Below are 16,931 nucleotides of genomic sequence, written 5' to 3'. Positions count from 1 at the left end.
AGCGTTTACACCGGTTGAGCATCGATAGTCTGGGCGCGGCTGAACGGCATCACCACGGCGGAAACCTTCCCGCGCACGTTCTCCACGGGTACGGTGCCCTGCAGTTTGTCTCCGAGGTGAGCGCGCGAATCCAGCGAGTTTGTACGATTGTCTCCCATGACCCACAGGTGACCCTCCGGGACCGTGACGGGACCAAAGTAGGCGCCACCGCAGGCCTGCGAGCCCACGCGTTCATCAACAGGTATCTCCGGCGGATTCAGAACGAAGTCCTGGTTGGTGGGCTTGCCATCCACCATCACGGCTGGATCCCCCTCCTGGCATGACACGGTCTGCCCGCCGGTGGCGATGACTCGCTTGACCAAGATGTTGTCGCCGTTGGGAACGAGCCCCACGGCGGCACCAAGGTTTTGTATGCCGCGCAGGAGCACGTTGCGGGAACGCTTCACCTCAAAAGACGTGTTCCACGAGTCTGGCCCGGAAAAGACCACGACCTCCCCAGGACGCGGGTCGTTGAAGTAATAGCTCACCTTCTGCACGGCGATGCGGTCATTCGTACATCCCGGGCAGCCATGCAGTGTGGGTTCCATGGAGGAGGACGGGATGAGGTACATCCTGCCCACGAAGGCCTGAATCAGCGCCAGCACCACGAAGGTAACTGCCAGCGCCCACAGGACATCGCGAACTCTAGGACTGGATGTCCGGGTCATCGACTCCACCGATGCGGTTGAAGGGGAAGAAGATGAACATCACCTTGCCGCGAACGTTTTCCAGCGGGATAGTTCCTTGGTACTCATCCTGCATGTGATAACGCGAGTCCGCGGAGGCCGTGCGGTTATCTCCCATTACCCAGATATTGCCCTCAGGCACGGTCACGGGGCCAAAATACGCGCCGCCGCAGGCGTAGGAACCGGTGGTCTCATCAACGCGATAGGTTGGCGGATCCTGCACATAATCCTGCTCAATAGGCTTGCCATCCACCATGACTGCCGGATCCCCCTCCTGGCAGGACACCGTCTGGCCACCGGTGGCAATGACGCGCTTTACCAAGGTGTTCTCGTCGGGCGGGGTGAGCGACACGTAGCTCAGGGCATCCTGGATACGGTGGATCACCGGGTTATCGGAGCGTGGCGACACCCAATTGCTGTCCCAGTCCGGGGTCCCCTTAAAGACCACGACATCACCAGGCTCCGGGCTCTTGTCGCCGTAATAGGAAACCTTCTCGGTGAAGATACGGTCGTTGTTACACCCTTCGCAGCCGTGCAGTGTCGGCTCCATGGAGCCGGACGGGATGACATACTGCCGGCCCACGAAGTTCTGGAAAACTCCAACGACCGCGAGCACACAGACCACCACGATGACAGTCTCCAGCAACCAAGGCATCTGCTTCTTGTCCTCAGTTGGGGATGCCGCGCTTTCCGACGCCTCTCCCCCAGCGCCCTGGGAACCTTCAGTAAAGTCGTTTTCTTTTTCCACGGACTAAATCCTAGCAATGTGTCTTATCCTCACGGGCCTTGTGGGCCCCGCGCGGCGCGCGCTAGAAGGATGAAGCCAAAAAAGAAAGCCCTTCACCTTTCCTCGCGATGAGGATAAGGCGAAGGGCTGTGACGCGCTGTAAATTAGCGGCGCTCCTTGATGCGGGCCTTCTTGCCACGCAGGTCGCGCAGGTAGTACAGCTTGGCGCGGCGGACACGGCCGCGACGAACTACCTCGATGGAGGCAATGTTCGGGGAGTGAACCGGGAAGGTACGCTCAACGCCGATGCCGAAGGAAACCTTACGCACGGTGAAGGTCTCGCGGATGCCGTCGCCCTGACGGCGGATGCAGACACCCTTGAAGAGCTGGGTACGCTCGGTGCTGCCCTCGATGACCTTGACGTTGACGTCAAGGGTATCGCCCGGGCGGAAGGACGGGATATCGTCGCGCAGCGAAGCTGCATCAACCTTGTCAATGAGGTTTGCCATTGGTGTTTTCCTTTTCAGTTTAAGACAGAGGACCCTAGCGCCACCTCACGGTGGCTGACCGGTTCGTGCCTATTACACAGAACATCGCTATCTTTCCACACCCCACCCCCGCAGAACAAATTGTGCCAAACGCCTGACATCTCATTGCTGTGGGCTCTAAGGTGGGTGGCGCACTGATACCCCACGGGTGCCCACGGGAAGTGGGCTGAGAGTGGCGCTGATACCGCGCCTGCACCGTTCGAACCTGTCTGGTTAGCACCAGCGAAGGAAGAGAGGAGCAGCCATGACGGCTACCCATAACCCCATCCAGTCCTCCGACTCCGGAGAGATCCACCCCAAGCACTCCTACTCCCCCATCCGGGAGAAGGGCCTCGAGGTGCCTGAGACGGAAATCCAGCTGGATGATTCCCCCACAGGGCCCAACGAACCCTTCCGCATCTACCGCACGCGTGGCCCGGAGTGTGAGCCCGAAGTAGGTCTGCCGGCCCTGCGCGCCGAATGGATTGCGGAGCGCGGAGACGTTGAAGAGTATGAGGGCCGCGCACGCAACCTTGCTGACGATGGCCGCTCGGCCGAGCGCCGCGGTGCTGCTTCCTTGGAGTGGAAGGGGGAGCGTCGCCAGCCGCTGCGTGCGAAGGAAGGCAAGCGCGTTACCCAGATGCACTACGCACGCCAGGGGATCATCACCAAGGAGATGGAGTTCGTGGCCCTGCGCGAGCACTGCGACCCAGAGTTCGTGCGTTCCGAAATCGCCCGTGGCCGCGCCATCCTGCCCAATAACGTGAACCACCCGGAATCAGAGCCGATGATCATCGGACGGAAGTTCCTCACCAAAATCAACGCCAACATCGGCAACTCCGCGGTGACCTCCTCCATCGCTGAGGAAGTCTCCAAGCTGCGCTGGGCCACCCGCTGGGGCGCGGATACCGTGATGGACCTCTCCACCGGTGATGACATCCACACCACGCGCGAGTGGATCCTGCGCAACTCACCGGTCCCCATCGGCACCGTGCCCATCTACCAGGCGCTGGAGAAGGTTAATGGCGTCGCAGAGGACCTGACGTGGGAGATTTTCCGCGATACCGTCATCGAACAGTGCGAGCAGGGCGTGGATTACATGACCGTGCACGCCGGCGTGCTGCTGCCCTATGTGCCGTTGACCACGAACCGTGTTACCGGCATTGTGTCCCGCGGCGGCTCCATCATGGCGGGCTGGTGCCTGGCGCACCATAAGGAGTCCTTCCTCTATGAAAACTTCGACGAACTCTGTGAGATTTTTGCGCGCTACGACGTCGCTTTCTCCCTCGGCGATGGCCTGCGCCCCGGCTCCCTAGCGGATGCCAACGACACCGCCCAGTTCGCCGAGCTCAAGACCATCGGTGAGCTCACCCGGCGCGCCTGGGAGTACGACGTCCAGGTCATGGTGGAAGGCCCGGGGCACGTGCCGCTCAACATGATTCAGGAAAATAACGAGCTCGAGCAGGACTGGGCTTCGGACGCTCCCTTCTACACGCTGGGCCCGCTGGTTACGGATATCGCCCCGGGCTATGACCACATCACCTCCGCCATTGGCGCGGCGCACATCGCCATGGGTGGTACGGCCATGCTGTGCTACGTCACCCCGAAGGAGCACTTGGGGCTGCCCAACCGCGATGATGTGAAGACCGGCGTGATTACCTACAAGCTTGCGGCCCATGCGGCCGACGTGGCCAAGGGCCACCCAGGTGCGCGCGCCTGGGATGACGCGATGAGCAAGGCTCGCTTTGAGTTCCGCTGGCACGACCAGTTCGCGCTTTCCCTCGATCCGGACACCGCGCAGGCCTACCACGATGAGACCCTGCCCGCGGAGCCGGCGAAGACCGCGCACTTCTGCTCCATGTGCGGCCCGAAGTTCTGCTCTATGCGCATCAGCCAGGACATCCGAGATACCTTCTCCGACTCCCTTGGCATGCCAAGTTTCCCGGGGAAGGACGCCATCGATCCCGAGGTTGTGGCCGCTGCCCGTGCCGGTGAGAAGCAGATGTCGGAAGAGTTTAAGGCTCAGGGATCCCAGCTCTATCAGGAGGAAGAAACCACGCATGCCTGATCTTCGCTGCTACTTCGTCACGGGCAAGGGCACGCCTGCGGAGATCGTGCGCATCGCTGCCGCAGCGGCCCGGGGCGGTGCCGGGGTGGTACAGGTACGCTCCAAGCCGATTTCCGCCCGCGACCTCTACCATCTGGGTCGAGAGGTAGCCCGCGCGGTGGCACAGGCCAACCCAGAAACGCGTGTGCTTATCGACGACCGCGTCGACGTCGCCGCCGCCCTACGCCACGCCGGCGAGCCGGTGCACGGCGTGCATGTTGGCCAGGACGATCTGCCCGTGGCCGCCGCCCGCGCGTTGTTGGGGCCGGACGCGATTATCGGTCTGACCACCGGCACCCGCGAGTTGGTTGAGTCCGCCAATGACGTCGCAGATGTCATTGACTACATCGGCTGCGGCCCGTTCCGCGCGACACCGACGAAGGAATCCGGCCGCACGCCATTAGGGCTTGATGCCTACCCGGATTTGGTGAAGCTCTCCCGCGTACCGCTCGTGGCCATCGGGGATGTCACCGCCAACGATGCAGCCGATCTGGCGGCAACCGGCGTGGCCGGCCTAGCCGTCGTGCGCGGCATCATGCACGCCGAGGACCCGGAAGCTTATTGCCGTGAACTGCTGTCCGGTTTCGACGAAGGTGCGCGATGAGTACTAGCTCTGATTCTTCAGTCATCGTTGTCGGAGCTGGCGTCATTGGTCTGGCCACAGCAGTGGAGTTGGCTGCCCAAGGCTATGAGGTCACGGTGCTGGACCCGGCACCGGCCTCTGGGGCTTCGCACTACGCCGGAGGCATGCTCGCCCCCGCCGCGGAGGTGGTCTACCAGCAGGATCCTCTCTTCCCGCTGATGCGTGCCTCCGGCGCGTGGTACCCAGAGCTTATCGATCTGGTTGCCGCCCACACGGAGGTCCCCACTGGCTACCGCGCCGAGGGAACACTCGTCGTCGCCGCCGACCGCGCGGATGCTCAGCATCTCACCGAGCTGGCTGACTATCAGTCCCTCCACGGCATGGAGGTCGAGCGCATCACCGTGCGCGAGGCCCGGCGTGCCGAACCTTTACTCTCGCCACGTTTGGCCGCTGCAGTGAGTATCCCGGGCGACACGCAGGTCTTTCCCCGCCAGTGGGCGGCTGCCCTCATCAGCGCTGCCCAGGGTCTTGGGGTGCGCTTCTTCCGCACGGCAGCGCAGTCTATTGACGCCGCCACTGGCGTCGTGAGCACTCCCGCAGGCCAATTCCACGCCGACGATGTGGTGCTCGCTGCAGGCCTGGGGGCACGCGATATCGAGTGGGCAGCCGCGGCTGGGCTCACAGATTCCCCGCTGCACCTGCGCCCGGTGTACGGAGATATCCTGCGCCTGCGCGTACCGGACGAGCTCCAGCCGCTGCTCACCCGAGTCGTCCGCGGCTTCGTGGAGGACCGCCCCATCTACCTCATCCCCCGCGGAGATGGCACCCTCGCGGTCGGCGCTACAACCCGCGAGGACACGCTTGCCACGGCCCAGGCCGGCGGTGTCTACGCGCTGCTTCGCGACGCCATCCGCATTCTCCCCGCCATCGAAGAATGCGAATTCCTCGAGGCCAGCGCGGGTGCCCGCCCTGGCACTCCGGATGACTTGCCGTATCTCGGCCGCGTCAGCGACAAGCTCGTCATCTCCACCGGCTATTTCCGCCACGGCATTCTGCTGACGGCTCTGGCCGCGCGCTGTACCCGCGAGCTCATCGAAGGCACCGAACCCAGCATCGATCTCACCGCATGTGATCCCCTACGACACCTCAAGGAGCAACAATGATTCTGATCTTTAACGGTCAGCCCTATGACACGGCAGCAGACACCGTCGCCCAACTGCTGGAAGAAAAAGGCATCGACGCCGACGGCACCGCCGTGGCACTGTCCGAGCAGGTCGTTCCACGCTCGCAGTGGGAGTCCACCCCACTCACCGAAGGCGCGACCGTGGAAGTCCTCACCGCTGTTCAGGGAGGCTAGAAACTACATGCTCACCATCGCCGATACCACCTTTTCTTCCCACCTCATCATGGGCACCGGTGGGGCCACGAGCCATGAGGCCTTGGAGCGCGCGCTCGTCGCCTCCGGAACCGAGCTGACCACCGTGGCCATGCGCCGCCACGCTGGTACCCGTGACGGTGAGAGCATCTTCGACCTGTTGCGCCGGCTGGGCATCGCTCCGTTGCCCAACACCGCCGGCTGCCGCACCGCGCGCGAGGCCGTGCTCACCGCCCGCATGGCCCGCGAGGCGCTGGGGACATCCTGGGTCAAGGTAGAAGTCATCGCCGACGAGCACACGCTCCTGCCCGATGTCGTGGAGACCCTCGACGCCACCGAACTGCTCAGCGCCGAAGGTTTCACCGTGCTGGCCTACACCAGCGACGATCCCGTGGCCGCCCAGCGCCTCGAGGATGCGGGCGCTGCGGCCGTCATGCCGCTGGGCGCCCCCATCGGCACCGGGCTGGGCATCCTCAACCCGCACAACCTCGAGCTCATCTGCTCACGTGCCTCGGTGCCCGTGCTTGTCGACGCCGGCATCGGCACCGCCTCCGATGCCACCCTCGCCATGGAGCTCGGCTGCTCCGGCGTGCTGCTCGCCAGCGCAGTCAACCGCTGCCAAGATCCGGAAGCCATGGCCACCGCCATGCGCCACGCCGTCGAAGCGGGACGACTCGCGCGCAGCGCCGGTCGTATCCCGCAGCGCGAACATGCCCAGGCATCCTCCACCTTCGAGGGCCTAGCCTCCTGGGCCGACCAAGTTCTCTAGGCCCGTGACGCAGTTGACTGGATCCATGCTCAGCAAAGATGAACTCGCCCGCACCTCGCGCCAGCGCCTTCTACCAGGCTTCGGTGACGCGGCGCAGGAGCGGCTCCACGCGGCGCACCTGCTCGTCGTGGGCGCCGGCGGGCTGGGCTGCCCGGCTCTCCAGCAGCTCGCGGCGGCAGGCATCGGGCGCATCACGCTCATCGATTCCGATACCGTCGATATCAGCAACCTGCACAGGCAGGTGCTGTTTGGTGCGGGGGACGTCGGCAAGCCCAAGGCCGAGGTAGCCGCCGCGCGCGCCCGCGAGCTTGCCCCCGAGCTGCAAATCACCGCGCTCAACGCGCGGCTGACTTCCTCTACTGTTCTTGACCTCTGCGCCGAGGCCGACCTCGTCCTCGATGGCTCAGATACCTTCGACACGAAGTACCTCGTCGCAGACGCCTGCGAGCTCACCTCTACCCCGCTGGCTTGGGGAACCGTGCTGCGCTACGGCGGGCAGGCCGCGCTGTGGCATTCCGGTAAGGACTGCGCTGACGGGCGCGGGGTGGGCTTGCGTGATCTCTTCCCCGCCCCGCCGGAGGGCGAGGCGCTCGAGTGCTCCACGGCTGGGGTCCTGGGTGCTACGACGTCCGTCATCGCGGGGCTCATGGCCACCGCGACGCTGGGCTGGTTGGGGAAGCTTCCGCACCATGAGGAGCTGCGTGGCCGTGTTACGTCCTATGAGGCGCTGCCCGGTAGTTTCCGCACGCTCACAGTCGGCCCGGATCCTGCGCGCCCGCTGGTCAGCACCTTGCCCGGAGAGCGCAGCTTTCCGCCTGAGCTTCGCGACGGCCACGCCGCCCTCCTCGATATCTCCGAGAACACCGGCTTTCCTGATGCCACGGTGTCACTGCCCTGGCATACCGTCACCGATGATGATGCCGTGCGCCGTGCGCTCGCTTCGTGCTCTTCCGAACTGGTCTACGTTGCCTGCCCCTCCGGTGGGCGCAGCGCTGGCTTCGTCCTACGCTACGCCGATCTGGCAGCGGATATGGGCATCGAGCTGCGTAACCTTCCGGGTGGGCTCGCGTCTCGCGATTACTAGGCGTCGACCACCGCCGGAGCGCGGAAGAGGTGCTCGTCCACAATTCGGGCGGTGCCATGGTGGCGAGCCCGGAAGACCACGCAGGAAGCCACCAGTGCGAGGGCAGTCACAATAAACAACACTGCAATACCGGCCCAGAAAGTTCCGTCGTGGATGCCGTCGGTGGCGCGGGTAAAGGCATTCTTCGCATAGGACATCGGATGGAAAGGATGCAGCATGCTCAACGGGCGCGGAATCGCCGCCACCGGCCATACACCGCCGAAGACCATGATGCCCAGAGCGAACGCACCTACGGCGAAGATGGCGCCGATCTTGCGTCCAAAGGTGACCAGGAAGAACTGGTAGGTCGCCGCCCCCACGGCGGCGATGGCGGCGATAACTAGCAGCATCATCGGCCAGCTCGCCGGTGACCATCCCATCATGGAGGACATGAAGGCCATGAAGGCTAGGACGAGGAAATTCAATCCCGCCACGACTCCAAAGGCTGCGAGGATACCGCGCACCGGGCTCGTGGCCGACTCGCCCCGGCGCCCCAGGTAATAAGGCAGCGTCATTGCTACCAGCAGCATGACGAGGAATCCGAAGACGAGCACGAAGAGCATCGATACGCCACCAGTGATGTTCTTCTGGGTCGGATCGACCGGGTCGACCACCGTCTGCACTGGGTGAAGGTTGGAGGAGGTGAAGTTGATGGGCACGGCCATGTTCTGCGCAGACGTATCCGGCTGGGTAATGGAGGGGGCCTTGGCGGCGCCGTCGGCAAGCTTGGTGGCCAATTCGTTCGAGCCCGCCTTGAGCTGGTCCATGCCATCCTTCAACTCCGTGCCACCGGCGGCGAGCTGGCTCGTGCCATCCTTCAACGTGCCGGTGCCCTCGTGCAAGCGGGAAGCACCGTCCTTCAGCTGGGCGGCACCGTCGCTCAGTTCGCCAACACCCGCACGCAGCTGCTGGGAACCATCGGACAAGCGGTGCGCACCGTCATTAAGAGCCATCATGCCGCCCAGGTACTCCGAATTGGGATCAGCCAGGTTGTAGTAGAGCTGGCCGGTGCCGGCAGAAAGCTTCTCCAACTGCGCCACCATGTTGCCGCTGGCGGCCGGGTCCAGCTTGGAGACCAGTGAATAAAGCTGCTCAGCTTGTTGGTGCATGCCGAGGCCGCGGAGGACGTCGACAAGCTGCAGGAGTGCCGGGGCCACAGCCTGCGCCTGCTTGAGCACCGGGATGAGCATGCCCGTGAGCTGGTTAACACCGCCGTCGATCTGACCCGCGCCATCCGCTAGGCGGCCGGTGCCGGCAAGGAGTTTGTCGGAGCCGTCGGCAAGCTGGGCGGCGCCATCATCGAGCTGCGCGGCGCCATCGCTGAGGCGTCCTACTCCGTCATTCAGGCGGTTCGTGCCGTCCAGCAGCTGGCCCGTACCGTTGTTGAGATCGCCCGCGCCGGCGTCCAGCTTGGCGATTCCCTCGACCGCGCGCCCGCCGCCTTCCTGCAATTTGCCCGCACCCTCATCGAGACGGCCGGCGCCCTCCGCCGCGGTGCCTAGGCCGTCGCTGAGTTTGTTGAGACCTTCGATGACCTGGTCGGCGTATTTCTTGGAAATCGCATTTTCCACGCTGGTCTGGACCTGCGGGATGAGGCTGGAGGAAATCACCGAGCCATTCGTGCCGTAATAATCATTGGTGGCGAAATGAATCTCCGGTTTGACTGGTTTATCGCTGATGATGGTGACGGCCTGCTCGGAAAAGTTCTCCGGGATGGTCACCACCATGAGGTACTTGCCCTTGAGCAACCCCTCGTCCCCATCGTCTTTGCTGACCTCGGCGAAGTTCAGGTACCCCGTCTCCAACAGGCCTTCGACGACCTGATCACCGTAGTTGGTGTATTTGCCCTGCTTCTCGACGCCCGCATCCTCATTCACCACCGCCAGGTCAATGTTGCGCATGTACTTTGACGGGTCCCACATCGCCCACATCATGGTGCCGGCGACGATCAGCGGTGCAACGAGAAGAAAAACGATGAGCACGCGCGACACAGTACTCGTGGGGCGCCAATCGAGGACGCGGTGCCAACCCATGGCTTCGCTGTCACGGGTCGCAGCACTCCCCTCATTCGCCCGACCAGGCGAAGAACCATTCTTCCGGTCTTCTTCAGCCTCACGGCTCATTCCCGCCTCCTTATAGTGATAGCTCAGGTCCGCTTCTAACCCTCTGTCCAGGCATATTCGACGAAAGAGCGAGCATGAGCGAGACCGCTAGATCGTTTGTTTCACCAAACATACCACTGGAGGAGTTGACGACATAAACTTATTATCATTCGTGCCATTGCGCCCCGTCCAGTTTTTTCGCGTGGATTACGAGCTCGGGGCTGCGTTTGGCCGTGTGGGTGCTGGCCATTCCCGCGTGAGATCCAAGTTATGAGGCACATGAACAGGGCGTTTTCTCCTCCGGTTGCGAGGCATTAAGGCCTGTTTTAGTCTCTGTGCCCATGGGGGATATCGAAACCTACATCCGCCTTCGCAATTCGGGGATTGCGTTGGTGGAAGCAGCAACCAGCACACCCGAAGGCTTACGTGCGCTCGGCGCCTCGGCCGGTGATGCCGCGGAGCTGGCGTCGCTTCATGCCATTTATTTCGGCGATACCCGCTTCACCGGAAAGCAGCGCGCAGCGCGTCAGGCGGCCCAACGCCAGGGCCACGACCTGGCCACGTTGAACCTGATTGAGTCCTACACCGCCAAGTTGAAGAAACAGCTCGATGTCTGGAATTTGCGCGTCGCGCTGGCATCCACGCCTTCAGAACGGGTTGCTTCAGTGGCGGTGGAGCGCTTGAAGGAGCTCAGGCCCAAACGCGTGCCTTCACCAGGGGTGCGGCTGACCTACCGCAAGAATGGCCCGCACTCGCTCACGGTTACCGATACCGCTCTGAACATATCCACCATTCGCAGCACACTCGAGTCCATCAACCCCGCCGACCTCCTGGACGCCACCCACCAGGTTTTCTTCAAAGAAGGCGTGGGCTCGCGGCCGGCGGTGGGAACCAACGTCGTGATAACGCTCGACGAGCTCGACAAAGTCGTCCGCCATGACGGCGACGACATCGAACTCGAGCTCACCAACGGCGGGCGCATGAGTGGCGCAGAGTTTCTCACCTACAAGTTCGCCGAAACTGGCTACGCCACATTGGTCCACCCCACCATCGGGCCGGTGTGGTTGCACCGACTTTCGCGCTTTGCCAGCCTCGAGCAGCGCATCATGGCCAGCGCCGAACACCCCACCTGCGCTATCGAGGACTGCAATAAACCGGCGGACTACTGCCAAGTCCACCACATCATTCCCTGGCAGGCAGGCGGGGAGACCAACCCGCCCAACCTGACCATGCTGTGCGCCTACCACAACGGCATCAACGACGATGACCCCACCAGCCCGACCGGCAGAGGCTATGTCTTTCGTCTAAAAGGGCCCGTTGACTACATCCCGCCCTGGGGAACGCCGATTACCGGGCAGCCCGCCTACCAAGAAGCGGTCAAACGGCTCGCCGCCGACAAAACCCACGCCCGACCGCCGGATCCACCAAACGGTAGCCCACCGCCCGGATAGCTCGCACCCCAGCACCGTGCCGCCAAAGCAGCTCATCCCCAGCATGGTGCCTACTCCACGCGGAGGCCCCGCAAAACCGCGAGGCTTTCCGCGCCTTCGGCGATCCCTCAGCTAAGTCTCATCCCGCCGTCTGCACTGAACGATCTCGGATTCTCAGGAGACGGACTCTAAAGCCGCCGCTGGGGCGAGAACACACAAAGCTCCGACCGTTTGAACGGTTAGAAGCCGGCCTTCTTGAGAGCGTCGGCCATTGAGCCACCGCCGCCGCGGTCCACGCGGCCACGCCCACCGTCGCGGCGGGAGTTGCGCCGGTCGGAGCGGCCGCCGCGCCCCTCGGAACGCCCACCGTCGTTGCGGCGCTTAGGCGCGGGCTGGCCGGGTTCGTCGTCAAGCCGCAGCGACAAACCAATGCGCTGGCGCTCCACGTCTACCTCCATGACCTTCACCTTCACTACCTGGCCCGAGCGGACCACATCGTGCGGGTCGGAGACGAACTTGTGGCTCATCGCGGACACATGCACAAGCCCGTCTTGGTGCACGCCAACGTCGATGAACGCACCGAAGGCCGCAACGTTGGTCACGGTGCCCTCCAGAATCATGCCCGGTTTCAAGTCCGAGACCTTATCCACGCCCTCCTTGAACGTCGCGGTCTTAAACTCCGGGCGCGGGTCGCGGCCCGGCTTGTCCAGCTCCGCGATGATATCCGTCACCGTCGGCACACCGAAGGTGTCGTCGGCGAAGTCCGCCGGCGACAGCTTCGTCAACACCCGCGAATTGCCGATGAGCTCCGAGACCCCCAGACCAGTCTTCTCCGCGATGCGCGCCACCACCGGGTAGGCCTCCGGGTGCACGGCCGAGGCATCGAGCGGATCCTTACCGCCATTGATGCGCAGGAAGCCCGCCGCCTGCTCGAAAGCCTTCGGCCCCAAGCGCGGCACCTTCTTCAGCTCCTTGCGCGAGGCAAACGTGCCATTCTCATCGCGGTAGGCCACGATGTTGGCCGCAATCGTGGAGTTCACACCAGCCACGCGCTCCAGCAGCGGGGCCGACGCCGTGTTCAGGTCCACGCCGACGCCATTCACCGCGTCTTCCACCACGCCATCGAGCGTGCGCGCGAGTGCGACCTGGTTGACGTCATGTTGGTACTGCCCCACGCCAATGGCCTTCGGGTCAATCTTCACCAGCTCCGCCAGCGGGTCCTGCAGGCGGCGCGCGATGGACACCGCGCCGCGCAGTGAGACATCCATGTCGGGGAACTCATCGGCCGCCAGCTGCGAAGCCGAATACACCGACGCGCCCGCCTCCGACACCACGACCGGGCTCGGCCGCTTCCCACCCGCCTGCGCGATGAGGTCCGCGACTTCACCGGCAAGCTTCTCCGTCTCCCGCGACGCGGTGCCATTACCAATTGCCATGAGGTCCACCGAATGAGCCGCGCTTAACGACGCCAACTCTCTCACCGCCTCAGCCCACTTCTGCTGCGGCTGGTGCGGGTAGACGATGGTGGTGGCAAGGACCTTGCCCGTCGGGTCGACGACCGCACACTTGACGCCGTTGCGGTAGCCCGGGTCCAAGCCCAGCGTCGCGCGCTGGCCCGCCGGGGCCGCCAGCAGAACATCGCGCAGGTTGGTCGCGAAAACCTTGAGCGCGCCTTCCTCCGCCTTCTCTTTCAGGCGCATGCGCACGTCGAGGCCCGAGGAGATGGAGAGTTTGGTGCGCCAGCCCCAGTGGACGGCGTCGGCAAGCCAGCGGGAGGTGTCAACGTCTAGGTCGAAGCGATCTGCGATCATGCCCTCGTAGATGGCGTCATCGCCGGCATCGAGGTTGAGCTGCAGCACGCCCTCGTTCTCACCGCGCAGCAGCGCCAAGATGCGGTGCGAGGGAAGCTTGTCGAAAGGCTCGGAGAACTCGAAGTAATCTTTGAACTTTGCGCCTTCGGCTTCCTTGCCTTCCACCACACCGGCGTTCATGGAACCGCTGGTGTACATACGCTCGCGCACCTCACCGACGAGGTCCGCATCCAGCGCAAAACGGTCCACCAAGATGGCTCGAGCACCGTCGAGGGCCTTCTTCGTTTCCTCGAAACCTTCGGTGAGGTACTCCCCGGCCAGCTCGGCCGGGTCCGCCGAAGGGTTCTCGATAAGCTTATCGGTCAGCGGCTCCAAGCCTGCCTCACGCGCGATATCCGCCTTGGTTTTGCGACGCTTCTTATACGGCAGGTACAGATCCTCTAAGCGCGCCTTGGTCTCGCAGCCCTGGATGAGCGCGCGCAGCTCATCGGTCAGCTTGCCCTGCTCCTCAATCGCGGCGAGCACCGTTTCCTTGCGCTCCTCCAGTTCCCGAAGGTAGGTCGAGCGTTCCTCGATGATACGCAGCTGCGAGTCATCCAGCCCACCGGTGGCTTCCTTGCGGTATCGGGCGATGAACGGAACGGTGTTACCCTCCGCCATGAGCTTGAGGGCGGCTTCAACAAACTGCTCTTTGACGCCCAGCTCTCCAGCGATGGTGGCTGCGATATTCACAAAACCTCTTTATGGGTCGGGGACTTAAGACCTTCTCACCCTATACCCCGCCCTGCCACGCGCAGGAAGTGCCCAGGCCAAACTCGGTGTGACCAATCTCTGAGGTTCCGTACCAGAGCGTGTGCGGCGGCAAGCACTCCGCGACGGCGGCGGTGACCTTGGTCAGCGGCAGGTCAGAGGTGCCGTTGACGATGACCCTCCACACGTGCTCACTCACCGGCGGCTGGCCGTGTTTATCCATGTACTCATTGACCAAGATATTGTCGGGCTCGCAGGTAAAGGAGATGATCTCTGCGTTGATGTCGAGCGGTTCGACGCCTCCTTCGCGCAGGCGCTGCGGCATGGCCTTGAGGACCTTGTTCCATTCAGCCTCAGTCATAAGTATTGACAAGTCAGCGCTGACGTCCATCTCAATCCTCCTTTAAGGTTTCCAGGTAGGCGCGATCGGCCTCACTTAACTCCGCTGCATCGAGCAGCTCTGGGCGGCGCTGCCATGTTCGCGCCAGCGACTGCTCGCGGCGCCACCGGTCCACACGGGCGTGGTCACCGGAGGTCAGCACGTCCGGAACCTTGAGGCCGCGCCACTCGCGCGGCTTGGTGTAGCTGGGCCCCTCCAGCAGGCCATCGGAGAAGGAATCTTCTTCGTGCGAGCGTCGGTTCCCCAACACGCCGGGGATAAGGCGCACGACGGCCTCGGCGATGACGAGCACAGCTACCTCGCCGCCGATGAGCACGTAGTCGCCGATGGAGACCTCGCGTACGCGGTAACGGTGCTGCGCATCGTCGACGACGCGCTGGTCGATGCCCTCGTAGCGCCCGCACGCAAAGACAATGTGCTCCTCCGCAGACCACGCTTGCGCATCGGCTTGCGTAAAAGGCTCTCCCACAGGAGTCGGCACGATAAGCAACGGCTTATCCGAATTCTCGCTCTCGCCATAGGCGCGCGCCTCAACGCCATGGATATCGTCGTGGCGCGGCTTGCTTAGGTGCGGCAGAGCGCTCTGGAGGTCCTGGGTGGAGGCGGTGCCGGAGGAGACGTCGTCAAGCGCGGGCCCCCACACCTCAGGCTTCATCACCATGCCGGGACCACCGCCATAGGGGGAATCATCGACGGATTTATGCACGTCGGTGGCCCACTGGCGCAGGTCATGCACGCCCACCGCGAGCTTCCCCTGCTCGATGGCCTTGCCCAGCAATGCGTGGCGCAGCGGGTCGAGATACTCCGGAAAGATGGTGACAACGTCGATTCTCATAGGTCGAGCAGCCCTTCCGGTGGAGTAATCGTGCAGGTTCCTTCCTCCAGATCGACCTCCGGCACGATCTCCTCCACAAAGGGGACGAGCGCTTCTTTGCCATCGGTGAGCGTGACTTCCAGGAGGGACTGCGTGGGGCCGTGCGTCACGCCGGTCACCTCGCCCACCTCTATGCCATCGAGGAGGACGCGCAAGCCTTCCAACTCGTGGTCATAGAAGCCGTCATCCTCTGGGTCTTCGAGAGGCTCGGCGAAGAACTGGGTGCCACGCAGCGAGTCCGCGGCCGTGCGGTCCGGGATTTCCTTAAAGGTGATGAGCAGGCGCCCCTTGTGGGCGCGCACCGCCGCGATGGTGAGTTCGTGTTCCTTCTTGCCTTGTGTGCCGTGGAGAACCTCGCCGACGGCGAATCGGGTCTCAGGGGAATCGGTGGTCACCTCGACGGAGACCTCGCCTTTAATGCCGTGGGATTTCACCACGCGACCAATGAGTAGTTCCATGCCTGCTAGCTTAACGGGCTACGCTGGGGCGGCATGACTGAGCTTCCCATCAATGATGCAACCACCTTTGGCGACGCCTCCCACAACAGTGCCGCCCTCACAACGCTGGATCTACGCGATGAGGCCCCCGAGCCACACCCCGCACGCCCCAGACCAGCCGTTAAGAGGGTCCTCAGTGCCGACGGCGCGAACCTCATCCTCTTCTCCTTCCTGCCTGGACAAGACCTACCTGATCACAAGGCCGCGCACCCCATCACCGTCCAGGTGCTCCAGGGATCGGTGATTTTTAGTTGCGGGGAACAAGATGAGGTGCTCGCTCCCGGACGCATAGTGCACCTTCCGGCGTACGTGCCGCATGCGGTGACATGTAACGAGGAACCTGCACTCATGCTGCTCACCATGTTGACACCGAACACTGGCGCGAATGTCTAGACTTTTAGTACTATTCTTATATCGTGAGTAGTTCGAAGCCGTATCATCACGGAAATTTGCATGAAGAGATCCTCCGAGAGGCCATTAAGCTCGGCCGGGAGGGCGGACCGGAGGCTGTGACGATTCGCGCCGCAACGCGCGCGGTGGGCGTCTCCCCCACCGCCGCCTACCGTCACTTCAAGGACCAAGCCGCGCTTCTCGACGCCGTCGGGGCCGTCGCCACCTACGAACTCATCAACAAGCTCAGCGATACCTTCGAAACGACTGAGGGCACCATCATTGACAAGATGATGGCGGCCGGTTTCACCTACTTCCACCACGCCTTGGAAGAGCCGCACTTCTTTATGTGCATGATGGCCGCGAGCAGCTTTGATTTTCCGGCCGGGCTCGTAGCCGCGGCTGAGGGGCCCGGCGAAGATCCACGTGTGCAAGCCATGTTCAATTTCTACGGCTACATGGAGCAGTACGCGCGATCCATCGGCCAGCAACCCAAGAGGCAGCACATGATGCAAAATTGCCTGGCCGGCTGGTCAACGGTGCACGGCTTCACGGTCTTGTGCCTCAGCGGTCATTTGGGGTCGCTACCGGAGGAAAAGGTGGAAGCTATGGCGCAGTCAGTTATTGCCTCCGCTGTCCGCGGCTTGGACTTCGAAAACCCTCTGGAGGTCCGCCTCCCACGGCCGAAAAACTAGATAATCCCCGCGACCTACTGGTCAGCGGGGATATTACGTTTGGAGT

17 protein-coding genes and 1 riboswitch are annotated in these 16,931 nt (G+C 63.2%); of the genes, 9 read left to right on the top strand and 8 right to left on the bottom strand.

The annotated features are described in order from the left end of the window. Nucleotides 1-5: 5 nt before the first annotated feature. The 3 genes from lepB (HMPREF2807_RS10375) to rplS all read right to left on the bottom strand — a co-directional run bounded on the left by lepB (HMPREF2807_RS10375) (nucleotide 6) and on the right by rplS (nucleotide 1,961). A complete protein-coding gene (gene lepB / locus HMPREF2807_RS10375; protein WP_046648046.1) occupies nucleotides 6-707 on the bottom strand; it encodes a signal peptidase I in 702 nt (233 codons plus the stop codon). After that, nucleotides 685-1,380 (bottom strand): signal peptidase I, encoded by a 696-nt coding sequence (lepB, locus tag HMPREF2807_RS10370; protein WP_158396197.1) that lies wholly within the window; start codon nucleotides 1,378-1,380, stop codon nucleotides 685-687. Before lepB (HMPREF2807_RS10370) ends, lepB (HMPREF2807_RS10375) begins: the two co-directional genes overlap by 23 nt. A 236-nt stretch (nucleotides 1,381-1,616) precedes the next feature. Beyond that, nucleotides 1,617-1,961 carry a 50S ribosomal protein L19 gene (rplS, locus tag HMPREF2807_RS10365; RefSeq protein WP_046648044.1) on the bottom strand — a complete coding sequence of 115 codons (345 nt, stop codon included), beginning with the start codon at nucleotides 1,959-1,961 and terminating at the stop codon, nucleotides 1,617-1,619. Between the two features lie 173 nt (nucleotides 1,962-2,134). Further along, nucleotides 2,135-2,249, top strand: a riboswitch (TPP riboswitch). On the opposite strand from rplS, the gene thiC reads away from it, so the two are divergent. The 6 genes from thiC (at nucleotide 2,245) to HMPREF2807_RS10335 (ending at nucleotide 7,897) form a co-directional block, all read left to right on the top strand. Next, a complete protein-coding gene (gene thiC / locus HMPREF2807_RS10360) occupies nucleotides 2,245-4,047 on the top strand; it encodes a phosphomethylpyrimidine synthase ThiC (protein ID WP_070512619.1) in 1,803 nt (600 codons plus the stop codon). (Overlaps the previous riboswitch by 5 nt.) Then, nucleotides 4,040-4,690: a thiamine phosphate synthase gene (locus tag HMPREF2807_RS10355; protein ID WP_070512615.1), complete on the top strand. Its 651-nt coding sequence runs from the start codon at nucleotides 4,040-4,042 to the stop codon at nucleotides 4,688-4,690. Before thiC ends, HMPREF2807_RS10355 begins: the two co-directional genes overlap by 8 nt. Continuing rightward, nucleotides 4,687-5,832, top strand: a complete 1,146-nt coding sequence (thiO, locus tag HMPREF2807_RS10350; RefSeq protein ID WP_070512612.1) for a glycine oxidase ThiO — start codon at nucleotides 4,687-4,689, stop codon at nucleotides 5,830-5,832. The genes HMPREF2807_RS10355 and thiO overlap by 4 nt, the downstream gene beginning before the upstream one ends. Further along, nucleotides 5,829-6,026 (top strand): sulfur carrier protein ThiS, encoded by a 198-nt coding sequence (thiS, locus tag HMPREF2807_RS10345; RefSeq protein WP_046648041.1) that lies wholly within the window; start codon nucleotides 5,829-5,831, stop codon nucleotides 6,024-6,026. Before thiO ends, thiS begins: the two co-directional genes overlap by 4 nt. Nucleotides 6,027-6,033: 7 nt before the next feature. Beyond that, nucleotides 6,034-6,813, top strand: coding sequence for a thiazole synthase (locus tag HMPREF2807_RS10340; RefSeq protein WP_046648040.1), 780 nt, complete (start codon nucleotides 6,034-6,036; stop codon nucleotides 6,811-6,813). A gap of 25 nt (nucleotides 6,814-6,838) precedes the next feature. After that, nucleotides 6,839-7,897: a ThiF family adenylyltransferase gene (locus HMPREF2807_RS10335; protein WP_046648039.1), complete on the top strand. Its 1,059-nt coding sequence runs from the start codon at nucleotides 6,839-6,841 to the stop codon at nucleotides 7,895-7,897. Here HMPREF2807_RS10335 and HMPREF2807_RS10330 read toward each other — a convergent pair. Then, nucleotides 7,894-10,059, bottom strand: coding sequence for a YhgE/Pip domain-containing protein (locus HMPREF2807_RS10330; protein ID WP_070512609.1), 2,166 nt, complete (start codon nucleotides 10,057-10,059; stop codon nucleotides 7,894-7,896). The two genes, HMPREF2807_RS10335 and HMPREF2807_RS10330, sit on opposite strands and share 4 nt — an antisense overlap. A gap of 320 nt (nucleotides 10,060-10,379) precedes the next feature. On the opposite strand from HMPREF2807_RS10330, the gene HMPREF2807_RS10325 reads away from it, so the two are divergent. Beyond that, nucleotides 10,380-11,489, top strand: coding sequence for an HNH endonuclease signature motif containing protein (locus tag HMPREF2807_RS10325; RefSeq protein ID WP_046648037.1), 1,110 nt, complete (start codon nucleotides 10,380-10,382; stop codon nucleotides 11,487-11,489). A 218-nt stretch (nucleotides 11,490-11,707) separates the two neighbouring features. Here the strand turns inward: HMPREF2807_RS10325 and HMPREF2807_RS10320 are convergent, their stop codons facing one another. Genes HMPREF2807_RS10320 through rimM form a run of 4 tightly spaced genes read right to left on the bottom strand, consistent with a single transcriptional unit; the run spans nucleotide 11,708 to nucleotide 15,761 of the window. Beyond that, the gene (locus HMPREF2807_RS10320) at nucleotides 11,708-14,011 is read right to left on the bottom strand and encodes a Tex family protein (protein ID WP_046648036.1); all 2,304 of its coding nucleotides are present in this window, start codon (nucleotides 14,009-14,011) and stop codon (nucleotides 11,708-11,710) included. Nucleotides 14,012-14,051: 40 nt separating this feature from the next. Continuing rightward, nucleotides 14,052-14,390 (bottom strand): hypothetical protein, encoded by a 339-nt coding sequence (locus HMPREF2807_RS10315; protein ID WP_232751664.1) that lies wholly within the window; start codon nucleotides 14,388-14,390, stop codon nucleotides 14,052-14,054. Nucleotides 14,391-14,421: 31 nt separating this feature from the next. Further along, on the bottom strand, nucleotides 14,422-15,264 hold the full coding sequence (gene trmD, locus HMPREF2807_RS10310) for a tRNA (guanosine(37)-N1)-methyltransferase TrmD (protein ID WP_046648034.1): 843 nt from the start codon (nucleotides 15,262-15,264) through the stop codon (nucleotides 14,422-14,424). Next, nucleotides 15,261-15,761: a ribosome maturation factor RimM gene (gene rimM / locus HMPREF2807_RS10305; RefSeq protein WP_070512602.1), complete on the bottom strand. Its 501-nt coding sequence runs from the start codon at nucleotides 15,759-15,761 to the stop codon at nucleotides 15,261-15,263. Before rimM ends, trmD begins: the two co-directional genes overlap by 4 nt. 33 nt (nucleotides 15,762-15,794) lie before the next feature. Between rimM and HMPREF2807_RS10300 the strand changes: the two genes are divergently transcribed. Then, complete coding sequence (locus HMPREF2807_RS10300; protein WP_046648032.1) at nucleotides 15,795-16,193, top strand: cupin domain-containing protein; 399 nt, start codon at nucleotides 15,795-15,797, stop codon at nucleotides 16,191-16,193. A gap of 23 nt (nucleotides 16,194-16,216) precedes the next feature. Continuing rightward, on the top strand, nucleotides 16,217-16,885 hold the full coding sequence (locus HMPREF2807_RS10295) for a TetR/AcrR family transcriptional regulator (RefSeq protein WP_070512598.1): 669 nt from the start codon (nucleotides 16,217-16,219) through the stop codon (nucleotides 16,883-16,885). Nucleotides 16,886-16,931: the final 46 nt, after the last annotated feature.

It is taken from the genome of Corynebacterium sp. HMSC074A09 (assembly GCF_001811545.1).
Taxonomy (GTDB): Bacteria; Actinomycetota; Actinomycetes; order Mycobacteriales; family Mycobacteriaceae; genus Corynebacterium; species Corynebacterium hiratae.
This window is presented reverse-complemented; position numbering and strand designations above follow the sequence as displayed.